A 26,610-nucleotide genomic window follows, 5' to 3' on the forward strand; every position below is an offset into this window, starting at 1 on the left:
AGAAAGGAAATTATTGAGTCCTTCAGGGCGGTTGACGGAGTGGTTATAACAAAACATCGCAGAAACCCACAAGACATGAGCGTTTGCGAAGCTTTAAAAACAGTCAGGCCGGATGTTTTTGCAAACGGCGGAGACAGAGACAAAGCGGACGCCCATAGGAAAAGTTCTTCTCTTAATCCCGAGCAGGCCCTTTGTCGGAGAATTGGCATAAAAATGGTTTTTAATGTCGGCAGGGGCGGAAAAGTTCAATCCAGTTCTTGGCTTCTAAACGGGCATGAAAACAAAATTCAAAAATTAAGGCATTTTTCTAAATAATTTTGTAACCCCTCTCATTCTTATTCTCCCTTTCGTAAAGGGAGTACCCGAGTCAGCGAGGGGGAGGGATTTTTAAATCCTCCGTCACATAAGAATGTGCCACCTCCTTTAAAAAGGAGGAATAAAGCCATTTTTCTGCAGTGTGAGGGGTTGCATAATTCCCTCTTTTCTTAAAACTTGACTGATGTTATAATTTTTTTATGCAAACAAGCCATAGAGTTCAAGCATCGTTTTACGTCGTAGTTTTGGTGGCGATGCTTATTATCGCTTATTTTATATTCAAGCCGTATTTTTCGGCTATGTTTTTGGCCCTCATATTGGCGGTGGTTTTTCGTTCAATGCATGACCGTATTTTCTTCGCGATGGGGCGCCACCGCGCCACCTCGGCGGTACTGACGCTCGGTGTCGTAGTGGCAATAATACTTTTGCCCATAGCGGGCGTCAGTTTTCTGATTTTCCAAGAAGCCGAATCGGTTCTTCAAGGCAATCAATTTGATTTTGGGGCGGTGAGAAATGTTTCTTTCTATGTTGAAAATGCCATAAACCAGTTTGTTCCTTTTGAGGCGGAGGTTGACTTTGAAAAGATGTTAAGGCAGGGGGCGGCTATTGTGGTTGAAAACCTTGGAAATATATTTACGCAGATTTTCCACGTGATATTCCTTCTGTTTATCATGCTCTTGTCTCTTTTCTACTTTTTCAGAGACGGCGACTATTTTAAGGAAAAATTTATCTGGCTTTCGCCTTTTTCCGATGAGTACGACAGGAATATAATCGGAAGATTTGAAACGGCCGTGAATTCGGTGGTGCGAGGAGTCATCTTCATAGCTATAATTCAAGGCATTGTTTCGGGAATAGGTTTTTGGATTTTTGGAGTTCCAAATCCGGTGTTATGGGGGACAGCTGCCGGTTTCTCGGCTCTTATTCCTTTTGTCGGCACGACCTTGGTAACCCTTCCTGCAATTATTTATTTACTGCTGACAAAAGGGGTCTTGATGACCATCGGACTTGTTTTGTGGTCGGCTATCGCGGTCGGTCTTATTGATAATATTTTCGGGCCTATCCTTATGAAGAGGAGCGGACTTGAAATCCACCCTCTGCTTATACTTATCTCCGTCTTGGGAGGTATAGCTTTTTTTGGTCCCGTCGGGATTTTGGCCGGACCCATAGCTCTTGCCCTTCTTATCGCTCTTTTTGACTTGTTTCCGGCGGTGGTGAAGTAACATAATCTCAAATGCGAGCTTCCAATGCAAGAGTGAATGCCTAAAATTTCTCTCCCAAAACATCGGTCGTTTTATTTAGCTTTGGCAGTTTTGGTCGTGTATGTCGCTCTTACGATAGTCATTGCTTTACATCCGTCCTTGGCCGGATATTTACAGGGGGTCATATCTGACAACTCGTTTGCGAGCGCGGTGATTTTTATCGGTCTTGTGATTTTCGGCATCGTGTTCGCGCCGGTAGCCGTTTGGCCTCTTATACCGGTCGCCGCGGTCTTGTTCGGTCCTTTTTGGACGGCGGTTTACAATATAATAGGGTGGACTATAGGCGCCGTCATCGCCTTTTGGTTTGCCAGAAAATTCGGCAAGCCGGTTCTCAAACATTTTGTTTCGCTTGAAAAAATAGAAAGGTTTGAGGCGTATCTGCCGAGAAAATCGCATTTTTGGACCATGGTTTTTTTGCGGATTGTTTTGCCTGTGGATGTTTTGAGTTACGCAGTCGGACTTCTTAGCAATGTTACTTACCCTGTTTATATTTTTTCAACTTTTTTGGGTGTTTCGCCTTTTTCTTTCATTTTCGCTTACGGCGGAGAAGCTTTTTTGACAGGCAGGGCGGGCGTGTTTGTTGTTGCCGGCTTTATCGGGGCCGTCGTGTTTGCCGTGGTGCTATTTGCCCTTCTAAAGAGGAAAGGATATACTCGCCCTATGAAGAAGACCATTGTCACTCATAGCGGTACTTTTCACGCCGATGATGTTTTTGCTTGCGCCGCCATTTTACGGCTTTTCGGCGATGCTGAAATTATCCGCACCAGAGAGGAAGAAAAAATAGAGAAAGGAGACATTGTTTTTGACGTTGGTTCGGAATATGACGCGGGCAGGTCGCGTTTTGACCACCATCAAGAGGGGGGAGCGGGAGTGAGAGCAAACGGTATACCCTACGCCTCTTTCGGTCTGGTTTGGAAACATTTTGGAAAAGAAATATGCGGAAACGACGAGGTGGTCGCTAAAAAAATAGACGAAGAATTGGTGGCTCCCATTGACGCGGAAGACAACGGCTTTGGCGAAAGAAGGCCTTTTTCAGGGGAAACATTTCCGTATTTAATACAAGATGCCGTTTCAAGTTTTAATCCGACATGGAAGGAAAAAGAAAACAGCGAAGGAGCGGACGAAAAGTTCAAGGAAGCCGTATTGTTCGCCGGACAGGTTTTAGACAGAATGATTTTTCGGCAAAAACACAAAGAGGAAGCGCGAGGTTTGGTGGAACAGGCATACAATGACTCCGCGGATAAACGTATTGTGATTTTGGACAAAGAGTACTCTTGGCAGGATGTAGTGGCAGAATTTCCAGAGCCACTTTTTGTCATAAGGCCGGACATTTCAAGTGGCAACTGGATAGTGTCTGCCGTCAGAAAAACCAGGCATTCTTTTGAAAGCCGAAAAAAACTGCCGGCCGAATGGGCGGGAAAAAGGAGTAAAGAACTTGTGGCGACTACGGGAGTAGAAGACGCGGTCTTCTGTCATAACGGCAGGTTTATAGCTGTGGCGGGAAGCAGGGAGGGGGCGACAAAGCTTGCAAAGCAAGCTATTAAGTAGAAAGTTCATCAAGTTCATAAAGTTTATCAAGTAAGATGGGGGAAGGAAGAAGTAGAAAGTTCATAAAGTTCATAAAGTTTATAAAGTTAGGATAGGTAAAAGAGTAGAAAGTGAAGAGTATAATAAGTATGAGAATAGAAAAATTTGAGGACATATTGTCTTGGCAAAAAGCGGTAAAGTTGGCTGTTTTTGTCTATAAAGTTTTTGAAAAAAATCGGGACTATGGATTTAAGGATCAAGTACAAAGAGCCGTATTAAGCATTTCCAACAATATCGCGGAAGGTTATGAACGAAGAAGCAATAAAGAATTCAAGCAGTTCTTGTATATTGCAAAAGGTTCTTGCGGTGAAGTCCGTTCCATGGCGTATGTTGCTTTAGATATGAAATACTTAAACAAAAACGATTTTGACAAAATGTATTCGGATTCGTCGGAAATATCCAGACTTCTTTCCGGACTTATTAAAACTCTTTAGTTGTTTTTACTTGATGGACTTGATAAACTCTTCTCCGTTCTTACTTGATAAACTTGTAACTTGATTAACTCGATAAACTCTTCTCTGTTCTTACTTGATGAACTTTATGAACTTTATGAACTTGATAAACTTAATTATATGCTTATTGACGAATTAAATTTGCGATTATCGGCCGGTCGCGGAGGCGACGGTGTTGTGCGCTGGTTGCACCTTAAAGGTAAAGAGTTTTCCGGTCCCGCGGGCGGAGATGGCGGTCGTGGCGCCGATGTCTATGTTTTAGGTGTTCGCGACATAGGCAAACTTTCTGACTATAGGAATAAAAAAGAATTCTTGGCTGAAGACGGCGGTAACGGGAAAAACAAAAGCCAAAAGGGAGCGAACGGCAAGGACTTGGTAATCAGCATGCCGGTCGGTTCGGTGATAACTGATATGGAGACGGGAAAAACCTGCGAGCTTTTACAAGAGGGCGAGAAAATTTTACTGCTCAAAGGAGGAAACGGCGGATATGGCAACGAGCATTTTAAGGGTTCTGTAAATCAAAGGCCGAAGGAGTGGACTGCCGGCAAAGAGGGTGAAAAAGGTAATTTTTATATAGAGCTTCGACTTATCGCGGACGCCGGATTTGTAGGACTTCCAAACGCCGGCAAGACCTCTCTTTTGAATGAGCTGACTCGCGCCGGAGCAAAAGTCGGAGCATATCAGTTTACGACATTGGAGCCAAACCTCGGCGCGTTTTACGGTTTTGTTTTAGCCGATATTCCGGGACTTATTGAAGGGGCGGCAGAGGGCAAAGGTTTAGGACACAAGTTCTTGCGCCATGTCAGGCGCACCAAGGTTATCTTGCACTGCGTTTCTTTGGAAAATGAGGACCTGCTTGAAACTTACGATGCTGTGCGCGATGAACTCTTGGCTTACGCTTCGGAACTTATGGAAAAGAAAGAAATTATCATTTTGACGAAAACAGACACAAAAACGCCGAGCGAAATAAAAAAAGCAGTCAGAATGATGAAGAAAAAGGCGAAGACCGTTCTCACTGTTTCTATTTTAAACGATGATGAACTAAAAAACTTTAAGGATGAACTTACAAAAATCTTGCGCTCCGATTGACTCGTATCAATACCTTGTATTGATACGGACGGCGGTGTTTTGTAAAAAAAACCAAAAAAAGATAGAATACAGCTCATGACTGACACTTCAAAATACAAGCCGACTATAGGTTTGGAAATACCCTCCTTCGCTAAAGCTACGGACGGGCAAGCACGCTTATGAAAACTTATTACCCAACAATTGGACTTGAAATACATGCCGAACTCAAAACAAAGACGAAAATGTTTTGCGATTCCAAAAACGATCCGGATGAAACAGTGCCCAATGTCAATGTGTGTCCGGTTTGTGTGGGTCATCCGGGAACGTTGCCGACAATAAACAAGCAGGCCGTCAAGCATGTTTTGAAATTCGGAGTGGCTGTCGGCGGAAAACTGGCGAACTTCTGTGAATTTGATCGTAAAAATTATTTTTATCCGGACATTCCCAAAGGTTATCAGATAAGCCAGTATAAATATCCGTTGGTTTCCGGAGGGGAACTGGCCGGAATAAAACTCACTCGCGTGCATTTGGAGGAAGACACCGGAACATCTATTCATGACAGGGGTGACCACACCCTGCTTGACTTCAACAGGGCGGGTTTGCCTCTTATGGAGCTTGTGACAGAGCCGGTTATGCATTCAGCAAAAGAAGCGGGCGATTTTGCCCGTGAACTTCGGCTTTTACTGCGTGTTTTGGATGTGGCGGAAGCAAATATGGAAAAAGGAGAGATGAGAGTGGAAGCGAATATAAGCGTAAAGTGTGATGCAAGAAGTGAAAAGACGGAAAATGAAGAAAAAGAAGAAGAACTGGGGACGAAAGTGGAAGTAAAAAATTTAAACTCCTTTCGCGCGGTTGAAAGGGCCGTTGAATACGAGATAAAAAGACAGACGGAAGTTTTGGAAAAAGGGGAAAAGGTTACCCAAGAAACGCGCGGTTGGGATGAGAACAAAGGAGTAACGTTTAGCCAGAGAAGCAAAGAAGAAGCCCGTGACTACAGATATTTTCCAGAACCCGATTTACCAAAACTTTTTATAAATGAAATTCCCGAATTTGGGGAGGATAACCTGCGGAAAGAACTGCCGGAATTGCCTTGGCAAAAAAGACAAAGGTACAAAGATGACTTCGGTTTAAACGATGAACAGACGGAGTTTTTCGTAACTAATGAAAGCTTTGCCGAATTTTTTGAAAATACGGCGAAAGAGCTAAATGATGTCCAAAAAGTCAAAATAGCCGCCAACTACATAATTTCCGATATTGCGGGACTTGTTAAAGCCACTTCAAAACCGTCAGGGCTTCCGTTCTCTCCTTTACAGTTTTCTTTACTGGTATCAATGATATTTTCGGCCGAAATTTCTTCACGTGGCGCGAAAGATATATTGGCTATAATGTATAAAGAGGGAGGAGATCCAAGGGCTATCGCAAAAGAAAAAAACCTTATTCAACAGTCAGACGAGAGTTCGGTCAGTAAAATGGCCGAAGAGATTATTTCAGAAAATCCAAAGGTGGTGTCGGAATACAAAGCCGGTAAAGAAGCGTCTATGCAATTTCTCATAGGTCAGGGTATGAAAAAGAGCAAGGGAAGTATAAATCCGGAAATGCTGAAAAAAATACTGGTAGAAATCTTAAAAAAATAAAGAACTCGTCTTGTATTATTTCTTCGGTTTACTCATTAGAAGCTTGAATTACGAAATACAGCAGGCGCCCCCACGAGGAAAGTCACAAAAAAGTGACCTGAGCCCAGGGCAAGCGCCCTTGGAGCGGTCACTTTTTTGGGAGCTTTCCCTCGTGGGGGGGGGAGCAGGTGTTTCGTAATTCGCAATACATAACGCTCGCTAATGAGGCAAAATTGAAAATTCCCGTATTTATTTGGGTACTCGTGTATCTTTGAGCGACATTCCGCTTATGTATTTAATCTTTTATTGACCTTATGGTCAGCTTCCGCATTTTTGGCTTCCGGCGAACCTTTATCTCTCCCGTGCCATTTTCTATTTCGGTCAAAAGCGTCTGGAGGGAGTCATATTTATAGAGGCGATAGTTGCTCATCGGGTGTCGTACCGGCTTTAGCTTGCCGGCCTTGTCCCAATTACGCAGGGTAAGGGGAGTAACTCCTAAAAACTGCGAGGCCTCTTTTATTGTCAAAAATTTAGACATAAGGCAATTATACCATCTATCAATCTTTATAAATGTTGCAAACTGGGGAAAACTCCAAACGTCTCCCTTTACGACATACACCTATTTTGGACGGCCGTCGCTAATTAGTGTATGTCGCGAGGGGTACCTGTTGAAAACTCTGTTTTTTTTGAGGTATAATGGTAAGGAGTTGTTAATAACAATAGATTATTTATGAAAAACATAAAGGTTGCCATAAACGGCTTTGGCCGTATCGGGCGGGCGTTTTTCAGGAGCGCAGAGCGGTATCCTGAAATCGCAATCATCGCGGTAAATGATTTGGCGGATAAGGAAAATATGGAGTATCTTCTGAAGTTTGATTCCGTATATGGAAAAAGCGGACTTACCTTGGATGGAGTACAATATTTGAGCGAAAAAGATCCGACCAAATTGCCATGGAAAGATTTAGATATTGACGTGGTTGTGGAATCCACGGGCTTTTTCACGAGCGCGGAGAAAGCGAGGGCGCATATTGACGCCGGAGCAAAACGTGTCGTCATAAGCGCGCCGATAAAAGACGGGGAGACGGTACTCATGGGACTGAATGAAGAAAATCTTGGCAAAGCGGAAATTACTTCTAACGCGTCTTGCACCACAAACGCCGCAAGCCCTGTCATTGCGATTTTGGATGAAGCCATCGGTGTTGAAAAAGCCGTTCTAAATACCGTGCATGCCTACACGGCAACTCAGTCACTCGTAGATGGACCGGCTGGAAAAAAAGGTCTGAGGGAAGGACGCGCGGCCGCCATAAATATTATTCCGTCTTCAACCGGAGCGGCCATCGCCGTTACCAAGGCCTACCCATCCCTTGAAGGTAAATTTGATGGAATCTCGCTTCGTGTACCGGTTCCGTCCGGATCCATCGCCGATATTACTTTCATTGCAAAGCGCGATACGAGCGTGGAAGAGGTCAATGATATTTTGCGTAAAGCGGGGGGAGAGGTCCGCTGGAAAGGAATTTTTGTTGCCTCCGATCAAGAGCTCGTCTCAAGCGATATTGTGGGAGCGAGCGAGGGTGCCATAGCCGAACTGTCCATGACGCGGGTGGTTGGAGGCAATTTGGTGAAGGTTTTGGCATGGTATGATAATGAAATGGGGTATACGAATACACTGGTCAAACATGTTTTGGAAGCAGGAAAACATGTTTGACGAGAAGGTTGAAATTATGAAAAAAGGGTTTACTCTAATTGAACTTTTGGTAGTTATCGCCCTGATCGGACTGCTTTCTTCGGTGGTTTTTGCTTCCTTAAACAGCGCGAGGGCAAAGGCGAGGGATGCGAAAAAGATCATCGATTTTAAGGAAGTGTCAAAGGCTCTTTTGTTGTATGCAGATAAATATGGAAATGTGCCCATTATAAATAACGGCAATTGCTGTTCTGGTGATCATGTAACTAAATTTAACAATATGGCACAACTTTTGGTAAATGAAGGATTTTTACCGTCAATTCCACAAGCTCCTTCTGGTAATTATCAGTATTATTATTATGGCGGCACTATCATTGGTGGGATAATAGTTACAAGTCTTGAAGCAATAGATTCAACAACTGTTCCACCGTACGGTTCCTGTAGGCCTTTTACCAACAACTGGTGTAGTTCAACCATATCTAGTAAACAGTATTGTGTTTGTCATCCGTATCAATTTTGATTTTTTGAAATGCGCATTTTTAGAGCAGTAAAATTGTTATGAAAATCTTCGTCGCCACAGACCACGCCGGGTTTGAATTAAAGCAAGCATTAACGCCTTTTTTGAAAGGGTTGGGTTATGACGTGGAAGATTGCGGGGCCTATGAGTTAAATCCTGCTGATGATTATCCGGAATTTATTAAAAAAGCGGCAAAGGGAGTTTCAAGTGATCCGGAAAATACAAAGGCGATAATTTTAGGCGGTTCGGGGCAGGGCGAGGATATGGTCGCGGATAAGTTTCCGCGTGTCCGATCGGCTGAATATTACGGAGGCAATTTGGGAATCGTAAAATTGGCCCGTGAACACAACGATGCCAATATTCTGTCTTTGGGAGCGCGATTTTTAAGCGAACAAGAAGCAAAGGAAGCTGTAAAAATGTTTCTGGAAACGGACTTTTCGGAGGAAGAGAGGCATAAAAGACGAATTGAAAAGATATGATTAAAATAATACCGGCAATTTTAGAAGAAGATTTTAAGGAAATTGAAGATAAACTCTCAAAAGTGGCGGGACTGGTTTCGTCCGTGCAGATAGATGTTTGTGATGGCAAATTCGTACCGAGAAGCTCTTGGCCTTTTGCTCTAAATAGCGGAGATTTTGAAAAGTTTAAAGAAGAGAAAAGAGAGTTGCCGTATCTTGGTGAAATGGACTTTGAGTTTGACCTTATGATAAAAGAGCCGGAGAAATCGGTTGGTGATTTTGTAAAAATCGGGGCAAGTAGGATAGTTGTACATCTGAAAAGTACCGACAATTTTCCGCAAATTTTGAAAGAGTGGGGAGATAAGGTGGAGGTGGTGGCCGCAATCTCTTCCTCCGTCGCGGCGGAAGAGATTGCGGCCCTTGAATCCCTTTCCGGCAAATTATCCGCCGTTCAAGTAATGGGAATAGAAAAAATCGGATTTCAAGGGCAGCCCTTTGACGAGTGCGCCCTTGACACGATATCCAATTTACGTGAAAAATTTCCTTCTCTCGTCATCTCTGTTGACGGCGGTGTGTCTTTGGAAACGGCGTCTCGTCTTGTTTTTGCCGGAGCGAACCGCCTTGTCGCCGGCTCGGCTGTTTTTAGCTCAAGTAATACCAAAAAAACGATTGAGGAACTTGAAAATGCGGGGTAAAATTATTTTGTGAAATATGTCCTGTTGCGCAGGTACGGAAGGGCATCTTCTATCCCGCGGCGGGATACAAAGGAATAGGAACTTTGGAGCTTGGCTCCCTAGTTCACCCTTTTCTCTGTCTACAGCACCTTAGGCGCTGTAGACACTTTAGGAAAAAGAAGAAGCGATGCAGAGATAGTGGGAGATAATGAAAGAATGGTGACTAACCACTTTATTTTATCCTGTAATCTTGTTTTTACGGATAAATACGATCACCGATAAGTACACCACTTATTACCGCCCAATCCGATTGATTTATAACACCGTTTTGGTCTACGTCATAAGCGGACTCAAAATTTGAATCGCCCTGAAGAGAACCGTATCTGCTCGCTATATCCGATTGAAATACCGTGTACACCGAATTAAATGCATCGTATGATGCCGTATATATCAAACGTACCATATTGACATCCGTAGAATTGACAAGAGTATCTCCATTAAAATCATAAGGACTGCAATTAGGGTTGATGCTGAAACAGGGGTGAGTTCGGACTAAATTTATAAGACCGTCCCAAATTTCTTGATTACTTTTTACAGCCGGATTACTTACAGCCGGACCGGCCACTGCAAAATTACTGACACAATAATTCATCCGAGAAGATGGCGGAGACGAAGTGTTGTAGTTGTCATAGTTGTCAAGATTACAGGTATTTTGTGTCTGCATCTTAGCGGTATCGGGATTTTCTAAATTGGCCCAAATGGTATATCTATCATCGGTGACGGCAATCATATATCCTGACTGATCAATACCGTTTGATGTTATCTGCCCCGATGGATCAATAAATTTAGTGCTGGCAACTCCATTATCAATAAGGCCTTGAGCTATTGAACCGGCACTGTCGGGATATGGATAAGCGAGCCAACCGGAACCTTCGGAACCATACGCCGTACCGGTACAGTTTTGTCTGACAATATAGGTACCACATTTGTCGTAATATAATTCTATTGCTTTTTGGGTCTGATTCAAATTGGAGATTCTCACAGTGTCTCTCGTCTTTTGCCTCGCCGAATTGAGCGACGCCAAAACCACCGACGACAAAAGGCCTATTATGGAGATGACCACTAGGAGTTCTATTAATGTAAACCCTCGCGTACCGTGAATAGATTTAAACACATAGTTATTATACGTCAGTTCGTAAAGGATACAAATTGTGCTTCTCACGGTGTTGTTAGGGTTTCAAGTTTTACACTGGTGTTATAATAAATAGTGTTATAATAAAATCACTGCAGAAAGTTCGTTTGAGCTTGCTAAAAGTTAAAGAAAATTGAAGTATGAAAAAAGTTACTGACGTAAACGAATTGCAAAAAATCGCGAATGAAATACGGCTTACAACAGTAGAGGCCCTTATTGAAGCGGGAAGTGGGCATACGGCGGGGCCACTCGGCATGGCGGATATTTTTACTGCCCTGTATTTTAATTTACTTAATCACGACTCTGAAAATCCACAATGGGAAAAACGCGATCGCGTTGTTCTTTCAAACGGTCATATCTGTCCCGGACTTTACGCCACAATGGCGCATGCCGGGTATTTTCCGGTAGATGATTTTAAAAAACGACTGCGCAAGTTCGGCTCGCCGTACCAGGGCCACCCACATAGAGAATGGCTTCCGGGGATTGAAACGTCTTCAGGACCATTGGGAAGCGGGCTGTCTCAAGCGGCAGGCATGGCGCTCGCGGAACGCATAGATGGAGGTAAAACCTCCGGAAAGCAGATTTACTGCCTTATGTCGGACGGCGAATTGGACGCGGGGAACTCGTGGGAGGGGGCGATGATTGCGGGAAAAGAGAAACTCCAAAATCTCACGGCCATCATAGACCGCAACAATATCCAAATAGAGGGTTTTACCGAGGACGTCATGCCGTTAGAGCCCCTCTCTGATAAATGGCGCGCGTTCAATTGGCATGTACAAGAAATTGACGGGCATAACATGAGTGAAATTTTGCGAGCGGTCCAGCAAGCGCAAGCAGAGTTTAGCAAACCATCTGTCATAATAGCCAACACAATACCGAGCAAGGGTATTCCCGAGTTTGAAAGGATGTTTGAATGGCACGGAAAACCTCCAAAGACAGATGAGGAGAAAAAAACCGCGCTTGACGCGCTAAGAACATTGGGTGGGAAGATTAAAAGCGAGCATCAATAAAACAGAATTTTAAATTTTATAATTTACAATTTTAAATTGCCTACATGATTAATCCATCCGTAAAACTAAATCCAAAACTTTTTGACGCCGATGTTGAGCAAAATCCTATCCGAAAAGGTTTCGGCGAGGGACTTTTGGCGGCGGCAGAAGCGGACGAACGCGTAGTGGGACTATGCGCGGATTTGACAGAATCAACCCAAATGCATCTTTTCGCCAAAAAGTTTCCTGAAAGGTTCGTGCAAATAGGCGTGGCGGAACAGAATTTGGCGACAGTGGCCTCCGGTATGGCATCAATGGGGAAAATCCCTTTTATTTCCTCTTATTCAATGTTTAGCCCGGGACGCAACTGGGAGCAGATAAGGACGACTGTCTGTTATAACGACCAGCCGGTGAAAATCGCCGGAAGCCACGCGGGTGTTTCCGTGGGGCCGGACGGCGGTACGCATCAGGCAATAGAAGATATGGCGATAATGCGGGTAATACCGCGTATGGTTGTGATTTCTCCTTGTGATTCAATTGAAGCGAAAAAAGCCACCATGGCGGTAGCAAAGACAAAAAATCCGACTTATATTCGTCTGGCCAGAGAAAAAACGCCAGTCATGACAACCGAAGATTCGCCTTTTGAGATAGGGAAGGCCCAAGTGTTTTACAAATCAGAGAACATGAATTCCAAGCAAAAAGTCGGGATTGTGGCGACCGGAGCTTTAGTTTATAAGGCCATCATGGCGGCCAAAAAACTTGAGGAGGAGGGGATTGAGGTAACGGTTTTAAATCTTTCAACCATTAAACCGCTTGATGAGACGATGGTTTTGGCGCTCGCAAAGCAAACAGAGGCGCTTGTAACGGTGGAGGAGCATCAAATCGCCGGAGGTGTGGGTAGCGCTGTAGCTGAATTTTTGTCGCAAAATCATCCTGTCCCGATTGAGTTCGTGGGAGTAAGGGACGAGTTTGGACAAACCGGCACTCCCGAAGAACTTATAGAACACTACGGAATGGGAGCTACTCACATAGTCGCCGCTGTAAAACACGCTTTGAGAAGGAAATAACGATAGAGAATATTCGGGTTTTTTTAACGTATTATCTTGGCAACATTTCAAAGATACTACTATACTATATAGTATAGTAGTAAAGTAAAATGCCACTTTCTTAACAAAAAGTATTTTTCAAAGCAAAAAAACAAAATATGCCGAGAAAACAACCCAAACACATAGAGCCGGCGGTTAAGGAAAAGTTACTGGATGACTTTTGGACAATGATTTCTCTTCTAAAAACAAAAGACGAAGTCAGAAACTTCTTTAAAGATTTGTTAAGCGAGACAGAGGCCATCATGCTATCAAGAAGAATTGAAATAGCGAAACGGCTTTTGAGCGGTCAGAGTTATGGGGAAATATGCAGGGAAATAAGCACAAGTCCAAATACCGTGGCTTCAGTGCACGGATGGTTACAGAGCGGTTTTGGAGGTTATGAAAAGTTAATTCCGCGATTGGATAACAAGGTTGTTAAACAAAGAGGTGGGGAAAGAAGTGTGAGAACATACAGAGAACCGTTCAGCTGGCCTTGGATTCGCAAAAAGTACCCTCTCCATTTTCTTTTAGTTAACATGCTTTTAGGGGATGACCTTGTTAAACCAATAGAAAAAGGAAAAACTGAAAAAAAGAAAAGGTTTTAATGGACATTGACCATGAAGGTTCACCCTCACCTTTTTCTTGATTTTGGCAATTTTTGAGACGAATTTAAATACTACTATACTATATAGTATGATAGTATTTAAATTCTTTGAGAAAGTGAACTAAAGTTTAAATGTAATATAAAAGTTTAATAGAAACAATTCCCCGTAAGCTTGCTTCGGGGTAAGATTGGGGAATGGTTGACCACATAAATAGATTTATACGATACTCAAGAAAAAATGAACTCAGGGAAATAACTCATGAAAAAAAGAACTCAGGAAAAAATGACTCAAGAGAAAATGGTTAGATAACAAACCCGTGAAAAATTAGTCAGAGAAAAATCAGTTAGATATCAGCGCGTTCTCTTTTTCTCGGCAAAGTCAGAGTTTTCTTGGCCTATAGTCAGCCGGAGCATTTGAGAGAAATTCCAAAAGCTTTTTTCGTGAAAGAAGGCCTTTTTGGGCGCCTATTTCTTGCACAACCGACATGGAATTTATCGGGCCCCAAGAAAGAGCGGTGGGAATGTCAAATCCAAGCGCCAGAGCCGCCGTGAATGTGCTTGAAAAAGAATCACCAGCGCCGGTTCTGTCAACCGGCGGCGCCGGATCGGGATACATTGGCATACTCCAGAATTCTTTGCCGTCATAAGCATAAGCGCCGTTTGGGCCGTCTGTGATAACCACTTTTTTCGGTCCCAGTCCGTGCATGTTTTCAATGAGACGCTTTATATTGTCTTCGGTTGAATTCAAAATTTTCTGGGCCTCTTGTTTGTTGCAAAAGAAAAGTTCTGAAGAGGCGTATAGCCGTTTCAATTTTTCATAACCGAGTTTTATCTGAAAAGTCCCCGGTTGAAAAGCCAGTTTACACTGCGGATTTTTTTCCAAATAGGTCGCGATTTTCTCGTGATAAGGAAAAGAATTTTCAGACAAAGAGGACAAGTAAACCCATTTGGGAGCAGGGTTTATTTCAGGCATTTCATAAGGGTATTCGTGGTGTTTTACCAGAATTGTCCGTTCTTCTTTGAATCGTAATACAAAATGGTAATTTGACCCGATATTTTTATGGACACGTGCGTATTCGTCTGAAACACCCTCTTTTTTAAGAGAGGTAAGCATCTCTTTTCCGTAGTCGTCATCTCCGAGGTCGGTCAGTACGGCCGATTTTAAACCCAGCCGAAAAGCGGAAACGGCGGCGTTGGGACTGTTTCCCACAGCCGGAATTACAACGACGTCGCGATAAGGAATTTTATCTCCAAAACGCATGCATAGTTCTTTTGTCTTTTGGGGATTGTCGTCTTCTACCCAAGCGTCTTCAAGCTCTATAAAAGCGTCGGTAACTATGTCGCCTATGGCGAGGAAATCCAATTGGTTTGACATGGTTGTTATTGTAACAGTAGAGATGTTATTATGTACAGTGGATTCTGCATTATTACTAATTATGTAACATGGAACTTGTAACATAGAACACAGGGGAGAGAATCCTCTCTTTCTTGTATTTTAGGTTGTTACATGTTTCGTGTTCCATGTTCCATTGTGTATGCCAAAAATTTACATCACTCGAAAAATTCCTGAATCTGGCACGAAAATGCTCAAAGAAAAAGGCTACGAGGTTGACGTGAGCCAAAAGGACGGCGTGCTTACCAAAGACGAGCTTAAAGATGCTTTGTCAAAAAAGCCATATGACGGAGTTTTGTGTCTTTTGACCGATACTATAGACGCCGAAATTTTTGACGCGTCGGAGGCGACGAAAATATTTGCTAACTATGCCGTCGGTTTTAACAACATTGACGTTGATGAGGCGAAAAAAAGAAATATAGTTGTTACAAATACTCCCGGCGTGCTTACGAATACGGTGGCGGAGCATGCTTTCGCGTTGATTTTGTCTATGGCGCATAGAATTGCCGAGTCCGACGCTTTTACCCGCGCGGGTAAATACGTGGGCTGGGCGCCGGAGCTTTTCTTGGGTACGGATGTCAAAGGCAAGACACTCGGGATTTTGGGCGCTGGCAGAATAGGAAACAGGGTCGCTGAGCAGGGCAAAAAAGGTTTTGATATGCCCATCATATATTACGACATCAAGCAAAATGACGACATTGAAAAGGTGTGCGACGCAAAGTTTAAGGCCACTCCGGAAGAGGTGATGAAAGAGGCCGATTTCGTTTCCGTCCACGTGCCACTTCTTGATTCTACGAAACATTTGATAAACAAAGAGATGCTCGCGCTTATGAAGCCGACGGCCTATCTTGTAAACACTTCTCGCGGGCCGGTTGTGGACGAAGAGGCGCTGGTGGAGGCATTGAAAAACGGTGTGATAAAAGGGGCGGCGATTGATGTTTTTGAGAACGAGCCGGCTCTCGCTTCGGGCCTTGCCGAACTGCCTAATGTCATACTTACGCCTCATACGGCATCCGCTACCATAGAGACCAGACAGGCAATGTCTAAAATCGCGGCTCAAAACCTGATTGATTTTTTTGAAGGAAAGGAACCGCCGAATAAGATATAGTCCGTCAGTGTCGGTGTGGAAAACGTGGCCACCACCTTTTTCTGGTGATTTTTGTGGTGTGATTTCTATAAGAAAACACGGGCTACCACCAACTTCAAAACAAATTGTGAGCACGGCGCTAAACGGCTAATACTGGTAGTGTTAGCCGTTTTAAAGTCCAGTACATTCATTGTGGGCATTGATGCTCTGTATTCTTTGACTTTTTCGTCCTTTTATATATAATTCAGGACTATGTTATCGTTAAATATTGAAAAACGCGCTCCGGGAATAAAGGCGAGTTCTTTGAGAAGGCAAGGGAAAATGCCGGCTGTTTTCTATGGGCGCAAACGCGCTTCCACGCCAATCACAGTAAGCGAAAAGGATTTCATAAAAATATGGAAACAGGCGGGAGAATCCACCATCGTGATATTGAAAGACGGCAAGGAAGAAGTAGAGTCGCTGGTGTATAGCACACAGAGAGACCCTGTGACAGAGAGGCCTATACACGCGGATTTTTATACTTTTGACAAAGGCCAGAAAATGAAGGTTGGCGTACCGATTGAATTTACGGGAGAATCGCCAGCGGTGAAGAACCTCGGCGGGGTACTGGTCAAGGTATTTCACGAAGTTGAAATAGAAGCGGAACCGAAAAATTTGCCACCCTCTCTTGTTTTGGACATTTCGTCGCTTGAAACTTTTGACAGCGTGGTTCTTGCAAAAGACATAAAACTACCGGAAGGAGTCACTCTCGTGACCGACGGTGAAGAAGTGGCCGCGTCCGTGTACGAGCCGAAAGAAGAAGAGGAAGAACCGGTGGCGGCAGAGTTTGACCCGAACGCCATAGAGGTGGAAAAGAAAGGCAAGGAAGAAATCGCCGAAGGAGAGCAGACGGGAGAGGATAAAAAAGAAGATAAATCCGACAATCAAAAATAGCAAATTTCGCGTCCACGCGTACGAAAAACACGTTCTTTTAAAGAACGTGTTTTTCGTAATAAGTAGAGGAGTTTTTCCGTCTTCATATATGATTTGCTTGTGGGCGTGGTATAATTTACTCAACTAATGAATCTTAAAAGTATAAAAGTTCAACTTTTCGTCTTTGCCGTTTTGTCGCCTGTTTTGGTTCTTTTTTCTTACGTTTCCGCTCAAACAGCGCAGGAGGCGGTTTTGGAGCGTGAAGCAGAGCTCAGAGAGGAGTTGGCGAAATTGGAGGCGGAAATTCTGGAACAACAGGAAATCTTAAAAGCCAAACAAAGAGAATCTGTTTCTTTGGAGCGGGATATCGCTATTTTAAATGCCCGCATTAAAGAAGCGCGACTTACCATTCAGGCAAAAAACATACGCATAAACAACCTTGCGGGAGATATTTCCGTAAAAACAAAAACCATCGGAGAATTGGAGGAGACGATAGACAGAAGCAAAGAGTCATTGGCCCAGCTTATCAGAAAAGCCGACGAACTTGACACTTACAGTATTCAGGAGCTTGTGTTAAGCAGTCAGGATGTTTCCGATTTTTTCTCGGACGTTGACTCTTTCGCTTCCATTAAAATGTCTTTACAAGTGCTGTTTGAAGATTTAAGAAGCACCAAGAACAAAACGGAAAGCGAACGCACCGTTTTGGACCATACCCGTAAATCCGAAATAGACGCTCGCGTGGATGTTGAAAGAGAAAAAAGAATAATAGAAAAAAGCGAAGCTGAAAAGAAGAAACTTCTGGCTTTAAGCAGAAATCAGGAAAAAGAGTACGAGTCAGTCCTCAAAGAAAGAGAGAAAAAAGCGGCAGATATAAGAAGCGCTCTTTTTGCATTGCGTGACACGGCGGCCATTCCCTTCGGAACGGCTTTTGATTTAGCCACAAAGGCCTCGGAGAAAACCGGTGTGCGTCCGGCTTTTATATTGGCGATACTTACTCAAGAATCAAACATGGGAGCAAATGTTGGAACCTGCAACCGCCCTCAGGATACAAAAAAATGGAATGACATAATGCCGGGGCCAAATGATAACTCTTGGAGAGACGACCAGACCGTTTTCTTGCGTCTTATGGACGAACTCGGATTTAACCCCGAAGGTATGCCTCTCTCGTGTCCGATAGGTGGCGGTTGGGGAGGGGCGATGGGTCCGTCTCAATTTATCCCGACAACATGGGAGTCCTACAAAAACCGCATTGGAAACGTTACCGGCAACAATCCGCCGAACCCATGGAATCCCGAAGACGCCATTACTGCCACATCGCTTTTTCTTAAGGACTTGGGCGCCGCGGGCGGAGGGTATAGCGCCGAACTTGAAGCGGCTCTCCGCTACTACGCGGGTTCAAATTGGAAAAAGCCGCAAAACGCTTTTTATGGTCGGCAGGTTTTGGCCCATGCTCAAAATATACAGGAAAACATGATAGATCCGCTGAATTTTTAGCTTGGAACATGGAACAGTAATACAGATTCGGGGTTCAAAGTGTTTCATGTTACAAGTTGTATGTTACATGTCGCATAAGCAGAATGCTGTTGCAAAAAACGGAAAATCTGTTATATTAACCGCATTATGAAGAAAGATATTCACCCTCAATACCACCCGGCCGCCAAGGTAACTTGCGGTTGTGGCAACAAGTTTACCGTTGGTTCCACGCTGTCTGAAATCAGCGTGGAAATTTGCAGTTCCTGCCACCCTTTTTACACGGGTACGGAAAAAGTTTTGGACGCCGCCGGACGAGTGGAACGATTTAAGGCAAAACAAGCAAAAGCCGTTTCTAAAAAAGGAGGAGTTAAAAAGTAGCTTTGTCGGTACGGCAAAGTCGGGGCAGAACGCTCCGGCTTTTTAAACTTTGAGTTTTACCGGTGTATAATGGCATTATGGATTTAACCAAGTACAAATCAAATACAAAGACCCAATACCTTGCCGAAAGCTACGATAGATTGATTAAAGAAGAGTCGGAAATAAACGCCATGAGGGCGAGCGACCCGTCTTTTGAAGAACTTTCCAAAGACGAGCTCGTATCCATTGCTACTCAAAAAGAGGCCATAGAGAAACAGATGGAGGATATTTTGACGGAAGAAAAACAAGAAGAGCTTTTTCCAAATGAGCTTGTTTTGGAAGTGAGAGCCGGAGTGGGAGGAGAAGAGGCATCTCTTTTCGCGGAAGAGCTTGCCAATATGTACGGCAGATATGCCACTAAAAAGGGCTGGCAATTCCGCTCTTTAAACGAATCCCAAAGCTCGCTTGGCGGATATAAAGAAGCGGCGTTTGAAATAAAAGGTAAAGACGTTTTTAAAAAACTCCGCTTTGAAACCGGAGTTCATAGGATACAGCGAGTTCCCGCTACGGAAAAATCAGGTAGAGTTCACACGTCTACCGCTTCCATCGCTATTTTACCGATAAGAAAGAAAACAAACTTTGAAATAAATCCAGCCGATATTGAAGTGGAATTTTCACGTTCCGGTGGCGCCGGCGGGCAAAATGTAAACAAGGTGGAAACGGCGGTTCGGCTTGTACATAGACCGACAGGTATTGATGTCCGATGTACGTCCGAACGCAATCAGCTTAAAAACAGGGAAAAGGCCTTTGCCATACTTAGCGCCAAACTTGAACAGTTAAAAGAAGAAGAGGAAGCCAAAAAGTTTGCTTCAGAACGAAAAGGGCAAATAGGCACGGCCGACAGGTCGGAAAAAATCCGAACTTACAACATTCTGCAGGACAGAATTACCGACCATAGAGTCAAAGAGTCCTGGCATAATATTGACAAAATATTTCAAGGAGAGCTTGACCCGATAATTGAATCAATGGAGGAGAGAAGCGGGGAGTAAATTTTCAAACATGCTCTAATCTTTTAAGGGCCTTGAGCAGTGGAGGTTTAGGGGAAGTCGGCGATTCAGATTTGACGGTTGTATTTTTAATGGCCGTATGCTAAAATCCTCTTTTATATGACGGAAGAAACCGTAAAAGAAAAGACGCCTGTTATTGACCGCATGTTTGCGGCCGGAGCGCATTTCGGTTTTGGCAAGTCACGCCGACACCCGAGCGCCAAATCCTATATTTTCGGAAGTAAAAACCGAACTGAAATTTTTGACTTGGAAAAAACAAGCGAGCTTTTGGAAAAAGCCAAATTCGGCATTTCCTCATTTGGGAAGGAGGGCAAAACGGTTCTTTTTGTCAGCGGAAAAAACGAAGCTAAAGAGGCAGTCAAGTCGGCGGCGGAAAGTTTAGGCATGCCCTATGTCGCGGGCAGATGGATAGGCGGAACAATCACCAATTTTTCCATTATCCGTTCCAGAGTTGAAAAATACTTGGAACTGGTGTCGGCTCGGGAAAAAGGAGAGCTCGCGAAATATACGAAAAAAGAGCGTCTTCTTATAGACAGGGAAATAGACCGCCTGCAAAATCTTTTTGGCGGACTTGTGCTTTTGACGAAAAAACCTGACGCGCTGTTTGTTATTGACGCCAAACAAGAATACACCGCCGTAAACGAAGCAAGGCGAATGGGAATACCCGTGGTGGCGCTTTTAAGTTCGGACGGCGATTCTTCCAGAGTCACTTATCCTGTTTTTGGCAACGATTCGGCAAAAAAAAGCATAGAGTTTTTTGTGAATGAAATGAAAGAAGCGTATGAAGAGGGCAAAAAAGCCCAGAAAATCGCGTAGCATCCGGCTAATTTGTAAAAATCATGGCGGAAATAACCACTGACCAAATAAAACAACTGCGCGACCAGACCGGCATCTCTGTAATGCAGTGCAAGAAAGCGCTTGAAGAGGCGCGTGGAGATATGGAAAAGGCCGCTATAATTCTCCGAAAGCAGGGGGCCAAAGTGGCAGAAAAGAAGAGTGACAGGACTTTGGGTTCCGGCGTTGTGCAAGCGTACATTCATGGCGGAGGGAACGTCGGGGCAATGGTGGAGATCGCGTGCGAGACGGACTTTGTCGCTAAAAATGATGAGTTTAAAAAATTAGCTTACGATATTGCCATGCATGTGGCGGCCATGTCTCCGAAGTATTTGAAAATTGAAGATGTCTCCGAAAGTGACAGACAAAAGGCCTCGGATGTTTTTCGCGCCGAAGTCAAAGACAAGCCGGAAAATATTCAAGACAAAATACTGGAAGGCAAGCTCAACTCGCATTTTAAGGAAATGGTCCTTCTTGAACAGTCGTTTATAAAGAACCCGGAACTGACCATTAAGGACCTTGTGCAGGAGGCGGTTTTTAAATTCGGCGAAAAGGCCGAGCTTGTAAGGTTTGTAAGGTTTGAAATTCTGAAATAATTCCACGTAAACATTCGCAAAACCAGTGCGAGGATTTGTTTGGTTTGCTTTGAAATCTTGTGGTAATATATTGGAATGAATCTTGCAATAATTTTATTTGCCGTTTCCTTGTCCGGTATGGCGGTTCTCGTAATTTTAAAAATGCGGTCGCTGTCCGCCGGCAGAGTCGGGATTTTTTCCGGAACGGAGAAAGTTGAAAAAAACATAGAGACCTTTTTAAAGTCGTACCGTTTGTTTGTCAGCCGTCTTAGGCAGGGTATTAGACACCTTTTTACATCTGTAAAAGAAGTGGCTATTGCCAAAACTGGGGAAGCGCGGAATAAAGGAAAGAGCATGATGATACCTTCTGTTTCAAAAAGACGCAGATATTCAAGAAAGAGAGGGGCGGTATCTTTCTTTCTCAAGGACGTGGCCGAGTACAAAAAAGAGATAAGTGGCAAAGAAAACCGTAGCCACTGATTTTGTTTTAAGGTCATTTTCTTTAGTTTGCGTGACAGGTTCTATTTAGTTTAGTGCCGATGTAGCTCAGTTGGCTAGAGCAGCCGTTTTGTAAACGGCAGGTCGTCGGTTCGAACCCGACCATCGGCTCCAAGATTAGACGTTTTGGTTTTTGACCAACGGAAGCATGGGCGGCGCACAGCGTCGCCCTCAAAGTTTTCGGGCAGAGTGGCGGGTCTTGAAGAAAAAATTTAGGCACACTGTTTGAGAAATGTTAAAATCAGAGAATGAATCGAGTTCAAAACCACGAAGACGGTTATTTCACGATATTCTATTTACCGACCATTACTATATTTCTAATTGTCGTGAATGTGTTAATTTTTCTGATTATTCAAAATCAAACAGTTATTCATCCTCAATCTGATAAAAATATATATCAATGTATTGTACAGAAATTTCCAGAATGCTTGGTGCGAGAAAAAGATCAGAACAAATATTTTGATTGTGCTACTTCTCAAATTCAAAGAGGTGATGTCCGGCCCGAAGTCTGTTTGTATAACATAAGGGAAAGTTGTTTGAATAACCGCGAATTTTTGACACAATGTTTCCCTTATGATGCTGAGATATCACGCCATTTTGGATTCGTGCCAAATAATCTAAGGAACAATCAAAATATTTTTTCCATTTTGACCTCTGTCTTTCTTCACGGCAACTGGGCGCATTTGATCAATAATATGATCTCATTGCTTCTGGTGGGAGTATTTGTTGAAACTAGATTGGGTAAAACTAAATACATAGCGCTTTATCTCTTTGCTGGCATATTTGCAAACCTATTCTTTTATTTTTTCAATTCAGGCAGTATTACACCCCTGATCGGAGCTTCTGGAGCAATATTCGGTTTGATGGGGGCAAATTTAATTCTTAATTTTTATAAGTCGAAAAGCAATCTTGTACCGCATATTTTCGGAATCGATTTTTACGGGCTTCCTTCCCGCTACCTCATAGTTGCTTTTCTGTTGCAATTTATGTATACGCTATTCAGTGGTGAATCAGCGATAGCTTTTAGCGCTCACATTGGAGGATTTATCGCCGGAATAATATTGATTCTTTTTCTAAAAAACAAAAGTGAAAGTTATACACCTACACCTGTAAATTAGGTCATTCTATCCATTTTGTGTTATAATGTAAAACATGACCACTTCTGGAATGATAAATTTCATATTAGTTGCGCCCAAATTTTTTCTCCAAGCCCCGCCATCACCCTCGTTTGCATGGCGTCCGACCCTGCCCGCTATCACCAATCTTTAGATTTGGCAGGTGAAGCGAAGATGAAACAAAGAGGCAAATACCATTTTATTTTCTTCTTAATGAAAACTTCATAATAGTCAAACTATAATTACGATAAAATAAAATTACGCTACGACATTCAACTCTGAAGAAAATAGCGGGAGCGTTTGAAATAAGTTCAGACGATTAGACGAATAGAGTAATTAGCATTATGCACTCCTATGCCCGGAAGCAAAAATCAAAAAAATAGTAAAAAATCGGCGCGAAAAAATACGAGAGGGGAAAAGAGTCAAAATGCTAAAGGCGATTTTTACGTCGTGGGGGTGGGAGGGTCTGCAGGTGGCTTACCCGCGTTCATTGAGCTTTTACAGAACATACCCACTGACGCGGGCATGGCTTTTGTGATAGTTCAGCACCTTCTCGCCGATGCTAAAAGCAACTTAAGCGAAATTCTTTCTGTTAACACAGAACTACCTGTCAAAGAGGTTTTGGGTGATACGCCCGTTCTACCTAATCATGTATATGTTATTCCTCCCAATAAAAATATTGTCCTTAAAGATAATAAGCTCCATCTTTCACCTCGGGCGCGTGGAGGGCTTAATTTATCAATTGATGAATTTTTTGTTTCTTTGGCAAAAGGCAAAAAGCAAAATTCTATCGGAGTAATTCTCTCCGGAACCGGCTCGGATGGCACTCTCGGCATGAAGGCGATACGAGAAGTCGGGGGTATTGCTTTTGTACAAGACAAAAGCGCGGCATTTCCCGCCATGCCCCAGAGTGTAGTGGCGGCCGGTTTTGCCGATTATATTTTAAATCCGACAAAAATCGCGGAAAAACTGGTAATCATCGCGAGCGATTCGGCTTATTATTTTGGAAGAGGAGATGAAAAGGACTCTTATATATCAAAACCGGAGGAGAAGGATTTCTCTAAAATCCTAAAACTGTTACTGGATTCAAGCGATGTGGATTTTACTTATTACAAACAAGGAACACTCAAAAGGCGTATCATGAGGCGCATGAGTTTAAAAGACATCGCGAACTTTACCGAATATGTGGAGTATCTTCAAAAAAATCCCAAAGAAGTGGAGTCGCTTTATCAGGATATTCTCATAAAAGTAACTAACTTTTTCCGTGACCAAAGCGTATTTAACTTTTTAAAACTTAAAATCTTGCCCGAAATTTTTAAACATGAACCGCAGTCCGTGAGGGTATGGGTACCGGGCTGTTCAACAGGGGAGGAGGTGTATTCGTTGGCGATAACTCTCACTGAATTCATGGAGAAACAAAATAGGAGTGTTCCCGTACAGATATTCGGTACCGACCTTAGCGAGACCGCCCTAAACACCGCTCGTAGCGCCTTCTACCCCAAGAGCATTGAATCAAACGTGCCATCAAGACATTTAGATAAGTTTTTTACCAAAAGGAAAGATGGCTATGAGGTTAACGCGAGTGTCAGGGCAATGTGTATTTTTTCCAAGCATAATGTCGTTAGAGACATCCCGTTTACCAAAATGGATATCGTCAGTTGTAGAAACGTGCTGATCTACTTGGACTCCATGTTGCAGAAGAAAGCATTCCCTATTTTCCACTATGCTCTAAAGCCAAAAGGATTTCTTATTTTAGGCACAGCCGAAACCGTCGCGACATTTCGTGACCTTTTTTCAGAAGTGGACAGAAAACAGAAAGTATACTCAAAAAAAACGACGCCTTCTCCTCCCCTCATAGATTTTTCCCTTCCCAATCCTCCAACATCAAAAGAAATAAAAAGTCCTGAAATAGAATTGATAAGCATAGAGAACAAAGCGGACAAAATTGTGTTGTCGCGACACGCACCCGCGGGTGTCATAGTCAATGACGACTTGGCGATAGTTCAATTCCGGGGAGACGTGAGCCGGTATCTTAAACACCCTTCGGGACGGGCTACTCTTGATCTTATTAAGATGGTTCATCGGACACTGCTCGCGAAATTATTGGACATGATTGAAAAGGTTAGAAAAAACGGAATCACAGTCAAAAGCGCGCATTCGGGCCTCAAGGTAAACGTTGAGGTTATACCGCTTGGCGGTCATTCAACCCAAGAAAAGCATTACCTCATTTTATTTGAAGAAACCGGTACGTTGAAAGGGCTTAAAGATGATAGGGCAGGGAAAGGTGACGAAAGAGCCATGGGGGTTTTACAAGCAGACGAGGAACTTTCTTCCACTATTGATCAGCTTCAGTCGCTCATAGAAACGCGCGATACGGCAAACGAAGAGTTACGTTCCGCCCACGAAGAAGTCATGTCAGCCAATGAAGAGCTTCAGAGTACGAACGAAGAACTGGAAACCACGAAAGAAGAATTGCAGTCAACCAACGAGGAACTGGCGACGTTAAATTCCGAACTTCAGCATCGAAATAGCGCTTTGCTTAAGGTTGAGGAGTCCCACAAAAAAATGGCTCCGCGGTACAAGGTGCGCGGAGAAGAACTTCGCCGTAAAGACGAATTTATTTCAATATTGGGACATGAACTGCGTAACCCTCTCGCTCCGATCATAAATTCTTTGGAGCTCGCTAATCTGCACGGTATAAAAGACCCGGAACTCAAGCATCTAATAGGGGTGATAGAGCGTCACGCAAAACTGCTCAATAATATTGTCAACGGCCTGTTAGACGCGGCGCGCGCCATGAGTGGCAAAATTGAGCTCCGACTGGAGCATGTTGATTTCAACACCGTCGTAAAAAACGCGATTGAAACCACTGAAGTCGCGGTCAAAGCTCGTGAGCACAGATTAGAATTTTTTCCTTCTAAAAAACCGATTCGCATGGCTTTGGATCCGTTGCGCGTGGAGCAGATTATCATAAATCTAATAGATAATGCCACTAAGTACACACTGCATCGCGGTGAGATTAATATCAAAGTCACGCAAGAAGACGACAAAGTCGCGCTAAGCGTAAAAGATAATGGCATAGGCATTTCCGAAGAAATGCTTCCAAAAGTTTTTGGATTATTTTCACAATCTGCTCAGCCACTGAATGATTTTAAGGGAGGACTGGGGGTAGGACTCATGCTCGCGAGAACTCTATCAGAGCTTCATGACGGGTCTTTGACGGCGTCAAGTTCCGGTCTCGGCAAGGGAAGTGAATTTATTTTAGAGCTTCCCATTAAAGAGGACGCGGATAATCTGCACGAGCCGGCGGAAGAACGCAATCTGCGGAATGGAAAACTTAAGAAAATGAAAATTATCGTGGTGGATGATAATGCCGCGCTGGCGGATCTTATTGGGAAAGTACTCACTATATTAAATCAAGATGTAACAGTGACGTATGACGGCCCTTCCGCTATTGCAGTAGCGAAAGTTGATAAACCAAACATTGTTTTTATAGATATTTCCATGCCGGCTATGAGTGGTTATGAACTCATTAAAATTCTCCGAAAAGATCTCGGCCTGAAAAAAACTAAAATGATAGCGTTTAGCGGATTTGGAGAGGAGTACGGAGAAAGAACAAAGGACGCGGGATTTGATGGTCACCTAACAAAACCTGTAAGCATTAAAGATATGCAAAAACTTTTGGCGAAGTTGGGAAAAGAAGTTTAGCCCTCTCCATCCATATTCGGCGAATCCGCAAACCCAAAAGAGGGGATGGCGGAAGGAAGTGTTTTTAGAATGTGAATTACTAAACACCTGTTTTACC

General features: G+C 43.4%; 26 protein-coding genes and 1 tRNA gene. 24 read left to right on the forward strand and 3 right to left on the reverse strand.

The window, feature by feature from the left end; translation table 11 throughout:
- From Q8P86_00005 to gatB, 6 genes are all read left to right on the forward strand, one after another.
- Positions 1–315, forward strand: a 315-nt coding sequence (locus Q8P86_00005) for a hypothetical protein (protein ID MDP3996066.1), incomplete at its 5' end; no start/stop codon positions are given.
- A gap of 200 nt (positions 316–515) precedes the next feature.
- Positions 516–1,535 (forward strand): AI-2E family transporter, encoded by a 1,020-nt coding sequence (locus Q8P86_00010; protein ID MDP3996067.1) that lies wholly within the window; start codon positions 516–518, stop codon positions 1,533–1,535.
- A 36-nt stretch (positions 1,536–1,571) separates the two neighbouring features.
- Positions 1,572–3,122 carry an MYG1 family protein gene (locus Q8P86_00015; GenBank protein MDP3996068.1) on the forward strand — a complete coding sequence of 517 codons (1,551 nt, stop codon included), beginning with the start codon at positions 1,572–1,574 and terminating at the stop codon, positions 3,120–3,122.
- A 128-nt stretch (positions 3,123–3,250) separates the two neighbouring features.
- On the forward strand, positions 3,251–3,595 hold the full coding sequence (locus Q8P86_00020) for a four helix bundle protein (protein MDP3996069.1): 345 nt from the start codon (positions 3,251–3,253) through the stop codon (positions 3,593–3,595).
- Positions 3,596–3,655: 60 nt separating this feature from the next.
- Positions 3,656–4,702, forward strand: a complete 1,047-nt coding sequence (gene obgE, locus Q8P86_00025) for a GTPase ObgE (GenBank protein ID MDP3996070.1) — start codon at positions 3,656–3,658, stop codon at positions 4,700–4,702.
- Between the two features lie 158 nt (positions 4,703–4,860).
- A complete protein-coding gene (gatB, locus tag Q8P86_00030; protein ID MDP3996071.1) occupies positions 4,861–6,315 on the forward strand; it encodes an Asp-tRNA(Asn)/Glu-tRNA(Gln) amidotransferase subunit GatB in 1,455 nt (484 codons plus the stop codon).
- 274 nt (positions 6,316–6,589) lie between these two features.
- Here the strand turns inward: gatB and Q8P86_00035 are convergent, their stop codons facing one another.
- The gene (locus tag Q8P86_00035; protein MDP3996072.1) at positions 6,590–6,832 is read right to left on the reverse strand and encodes a MerR family DNA-binding transcriptional regulator; all 243 of its coding nucleotides are present in this window, start codon (positions 6,830–6,832) and stop codon (positions 6,590–6,592) included.
- 192 nt (positions 6,833–7,024) lie between these two features.
- Here Q8P86_00035 and Q8P86_00040 point away from each other — a divergent pair, with 192 nt between their 5' ends.
- From Q8P86_00040 to Q8P86_00055, 4 genes are read left to right on the forward strand one after another with little or no spacing between them, the layout of a single operon-like run.
- Positions 7,025–7,999 (forward strand): glyceraldehyde 3-phosphate dehydrogenase NAD-binding domain-containing protein, encoded by a 975-nt coding sequence (locus Q8P86_00040; GenBank protein MDP3996073.1) that lies wholly within the window; start codon positions 7,025–7,027, stop codon positions 7,997–7,999.
- Positions 7,992–8,495, forward strand: a complete 504-nt coding sequence (locus tag Q8P86_00045) for a type II secretion system protein (GenBank protein ID MDP3996074.1) — start codon at positions 7,992–7,994, stop codon at positions 8,493–8,495. The genes Q8P86_00040 and Q8P86_00045 overlap by 8 nt, the downstream gene beginning before the upstream one ends.
- A gap of 38 nt (positions 8,496–8,533) precedes the next feature.
- Positions 8,534–8,971, forward strand: coding sequence for an RpiB/LacA/LacB family sugar-phosphate isomerase (locus Q8P86_00050; GenBank protein MDP3996075.1), 438 nt, complete (start codon positions 8,534–8,536; stop codon positions 8,969–8,971).
- Entirely contained in the window at positions 8,968–9,645 is a 678-nt protein-coding gene (locus Q8P86_00055) for a hypothetical protein (protein MDP3996076.1), read from the forward strand. The genes Q8P86_00050 and Q8P86_00055 overlap by 4 nt, the downstream gene beginning before the upstream one ends.
- A gap of 235 nt (positions 9,646–9,880) precedes the next feature.
- Here Q8P86_00055 and Q8P86_00060 read toward each other — a convergent pair whose 3' ends face one another.
- On the reverse strand, positions 9,881–10,798 hold the full coding sequence (locus Q8P86_00060) for a type II secretion system protein (GenBank protein MDP3996077.1): 918 nt from the start codon (positions 10,796–10,798) through the stop codon (positions 9,881–9,883).
- A 158-nt stretch (positions 10,799–10,956) separates the two neighbouring features.
- On the opposite strand from Q8P86_00060, the gene Q8P86_00065 reads away from it, so the two are divergent.
- The 3 genes from Q8P86_00065 to Q8P86_00075 all read left to right on the forward strand — a co-directional run bounded on the left by Q8P86_00065 (position 10,957) and on the right by Q8P86_00075 (position 13,495).
- A complete protein-coding gene (locus Q8P86_00065) occupies positions 10,957–11,826 on the forward strand; it encodes a transketolase (protein ID MDP3996078.1) in 870 nt (289 codons plus the stop codon).
- A 44-nt stretch (positions 11,827–11,870) separates the two neighbouring features.
- Positions 11,871–12,872 (forward strand): transketolase C-terminal domain-containing protein, encoded by a 1,002-nt coding sequence (locus tag Q8P86_00070; GenBank protein ID MDP3996079.1) that lies wholly within the window; start codon positions 11,871–11,873, stop codon positions 12,870–12,872.
- A gap of 137 nt (positions 12,873–13,009) precedes the next feature.
- Positions 13,010–13,495 carry a Trp family transcriptional regulator gene (locus tag Q8P86_00075; protein MDP3996080.1) on the forward strand — a complete coding sequence of 162 codons (486 nt, stop codon included), beginning with the start codon at positions 13,010–13,012 and terminating at the stop codon, positions 13,493–13,495.
- Between the two features lie 378 nt (positions 13,496–13,873).
- Here Q8P86_00075 and Q8P86_00080 read toward each other — a convergent pair whose 3' ends face one another.
- A complete protein-coding gene (locus tag Q8P86_00080) occupies positions 13,874–14,869 on the reverse strand; it encodes a carbohydrate kinase family protein (GenBank protein ID MDP3996081.1) in 996 nt (331 codons plus the stop codon).
- 160 nt (positions 14,870–15,029) lie between these two features.
- Here Q8P86_00080 and Q8P86_00085 point away from each other — a divergent pair, with 160 nt between their 5' ends.
- The 11 genes from Q8P86_00085 (at position 15,030) to Q8P86_00135 (ending at position 26,513) form a co-directional block, all read left to right on the forward strand.
- Positions 15,030–15,995, forward strand: coding sequence for a D-glycerate dehydrogenase (locus Q8P86_00085; GenBank protein ID MDP3996082.1), 966 nt, complete (start codon positions 15,030–15,032; stop codon positions 15,993–15,995).
- A gap of 231 nt (positions 15,996–16,226) precedes the next feature.
- Positions 16,227–16,907: a 50S ribosomal protein L25 gene (locus tag Q8P86_00090; protein MDP3996083.1), complete on the forward strand. Its 681-nt coding sequence runs from the start codon at positions 16,227–16,229 to the stop codon at positions 16,905–16,907.
- 126 nt (positions 16,908–17,033) lie between these two features.
- Complete coding sequence (locus tag Q8P86_00095) at positions 17,034–18,380, forward strand: lytic murein transglycosylase (protein MDP3996084.1); 1,347 nt, start codon at positions 17,034–17,036, stop codon at positions 18,378–18,380.
- A gap of 126 nt (positions 18,381–18,506) precedes the next feature.
- On the forward strand, positions 18,507–18,737 hold the full coding sequence (gene rpmE / locus Q8P86_00100) for a 50S ribosomal protein L31 (GenBank protein MDP3996085.1): 231 nt from the start codon (positions 18,507–18,509) through the stop codon (positions 18,735–18,737).
- Between the two features lie 77 nt (positions 18,738–18,814).
- A complete protein-coding gene (locus tag Q8P86_00105) occupies positions 18,815–19,765 on the forward strand; it encodes a PCRF domain-containing protein (protein MDP3996086.1) in 951 nt (316 codons plus the stop codon).
- 117 nt (positions 19,766–19,882) lie between these two features.
- Positions 19,883–20,599 carry a 30S ribosomal protein S2 gene (rpsB, locus tag Q8P86_00110; protein MDP3996087.1) on the forward strand — a complete coding sequence of 239 codons (717 nt, stop codon included), beginning with the start codon at positions 19,883–19,885 and terminating at the stop codon, positions 20,597–20,599.
- A 23-nt stretch (positions 20,600–20,622) separates the two neighbouring features.
- The gene (locus tag Q8P86_00115; protein MDP3996088.1) at positions 20,623–21,213 is read left to right on the forward strand and encodes a translation elongation factor Ts; all 591 of its coding nucleotides are present in this window, start codon (positions 20,623–20,625) and stop codon (positions 21,211–21,213) included.
- 75 nt (positions 21,214–21,288) lie between these two features.
- On the forward strand, positions 21,289–21,672 hold the full coding sequence (locus Q8P86_00120) for a hypothetical protein (protein MDP3996089.1): 384 nt from the start codon (positions 21,289–21,291) through the stop codon (positions 21,670–21,672).
- A 55-nt stretch (positions 21,673–21,727) separates the two neighbouring features.
- A tRNA-Thr gene (locus tag Q8P86_00125) sits at positions 21,728–21,804 on the forward strand.
- Between the two features lie 134 nt (positions 21,805–21,938).
- Positions 21,939–22,808: a rhomboid family intramembrane serine protease gene (locus tag Q8P86_00130; GenBank protein ID MDP3996090.1), complete on the forward strand. Its 870-nt coding sequence runs from the start codon at positions 21,939–21,941 to the stop codon at positions 22,806–22,808.
- Between the two features lie 351 nt (positions 22,809–23,159).
- Positions 23,160–26,513 (forward strand): CheR family methyltransferase, encoded by a 3,354-nt coding sequence (locus tag Q8P86_00135; protein MDP3996091.1) that lies wholly within the window; start codon positions 23,160–23,162, stop codon positions 26,511–26,513.
- Positions 26,514–26,610: the final 97 nt, after the last annotated feature.

The sequence above is a fragment of the bacterium genome (assembly GCA_030699905.1).
GTDB lineage: Bacteria > Patescibacteriota > Minisyncoccia > Phycocordibacterales.

What these genes read in the sequence shown, in the direction of transcription:
- Q8P86_00010 (MDP3996067.1), top strand. Translation starts at nt 516, where the DNA reads ATGCAAACAAGCCATAGAGTTCAAGCATCGTTTTACGTCGTAGTTTTG.
- Q8P86_00015 (MDP3996068.1), top strand. Translation starts at nt 1,572, where the DNA reads ATGCCTAAAATTTCTCTCCCAAAACATCGGTCGTTTTATTTAGCTTTG.
- Q8P86_00020 (MDP3996069.1), top strand. Translation starts at nt 3,251, where the DNA reads ATGAGAATAGAAAAATTTGAGGACATATTGTCTTGGCAAAAAGCGGTA.
- gatB (MDP3996071.1), top strand. Translation starts at nt 4,861, where the DNA reads ATGAAAACTTATTACCCAACAATTGGACTTGAAATACATGCCGAACTC.
- Q8P86_00035 (MDP3996072.1), bottom strand. Translation starts at nt 6,832, where the DNA reads ATGTCTAAATTTTTGACAATAAAAGAGGCCTCGCAGTTTTTAGGAGTT.
- Q8P86_00040 (MDP3996073.1), top strand. Translation starts at nt 7,025, where the DNA reads ATGAAAAACATAAAGGTTGCCATAAACGGCTTTGGCCGTATCGGGCGG.
- Q8P86_00045 (MDP3996074.1), top strand. Translation starts at nt 7,992, where the DNA reads ATGTTTGACGAGAAGGTTGAAATTATGAAAAAAGGGTTTACTCTAATT.
- Q8P86_00050 (MDP3996075.1), top strand. Translation starts at nt 8,534, where the DNA reads ATGAAAATCTTCGTCGCCACAGACCACGCCGGGTTTGAATTAAAGCAA.
- Q8P86_00055 (MDP3996076.1), top strand. Translation starts at nt 8,968, where the DNA reads ATGATTAAAATAATACCGGCAATTTTAGAAGAAGATTTTAAGGAAATT.
- Q8P86_00065 (MDP3996078.1), top strand. Translation starts at nt 10,957, where the DNA reads ATGAAAAAAGTTACTGACGTAAACGAATTGCAAAAAATCGCGAATGAA.
- Q8P86_00070 (MDP3996079.1), top strand. Translation starts at nt 11,871, where the DNA reads ATGATTAATCCATCCGTAAAACTAAATCCAAAACTTTTTGACGCCGAT.
- Q8P86_00075 (MDP3996080.1), top strand. Translation starts at nt 13,010, where the DNA reads ATGCCGAGAAAACAACCCAAACACATAGAGCCGGCGGTTAAGGAAAAG.
- Q8P86_00080 (MDP3996081.1), bottom strand. Translation starts at nt 14,869, where the DNA reads ATGTCAAACCAATTGGATTTCCTCGCCATAGGCGACATAGTTACCGAC.
- Q8P86_00085 (MDP3996082.1), top strand. Translation starts at nt 15,030, where the DNA reads ATGCCAAAAATTTACATCACTCGAAAAATTCCTGAATCTGGCACGAAA.
- Q8P86_00090 (MDP3996083.1), top strand. Translation starts at nt 16,227, where the DNA reads ATGTTATCGTTAAATATTGAAAAACGCGCTCCGGGAATAAAGGCGAGT.
- Q8P86_00095 (MDP3996084.1), top strand. Translation starts at nt 17,034, where the DNA reads ATGAATCTTAAAAGTATAAAAGTTCAACTTTTCGTCTTTGCCGTTTTG.
- rpmE (MDP3996085.1), top strand. Translation starts at nt 18,507, where the DNA reads ATGAAGAAAGATATTCACCCTCAATACCACCCGGCCGCCAAGGTAACT.
- Q8P86_00105 (MDP3996086.1), top strand. Translation starts at nt 18,815, where the DNA reads ATGGATTTAACCAAGTACAAATCAAATACAAAGACCCAATACCTTGCC.
- rpsB (MDP3996087.1), top strand. Translation starts at nt 19,883, where the DNA reads ATGACGGAAGAAACCGTAAAAGAAAAGACGCCTGTTATTGACCGCATG.
- Q8P86_00115 (MDP3996088.1), top strand. Translation starts at nt 20,623, where the DNA reads ATGGCGGAAATAACCACTGACCAAATAAAACAACTGCGCGACCAGACC.
- Q8P86_00120 (MDP3996089.1), top strand. Translation starts at nt 21,289, where the DNA reads ATGAATCTTGCAATAATTTTATTTGCCGTTTCCTTGTCCGGTATGGCG.
- Q8P86_00130 (MDP3996090.1), top strand. Translation starts at nt 21,939, where the DNA reads ATGAATCGAGTTCAAAACCACGAAGACGGTTATTTCACGATATTCTAT.
- Q8P86_00135 (MDP3996091.1), top strand. Translation starts at nt 23,160, where the DNA reads ATGCCCGGAAGCAAAAATCAAAAAAATAGTAAAAAATCGGCGCGAAAA.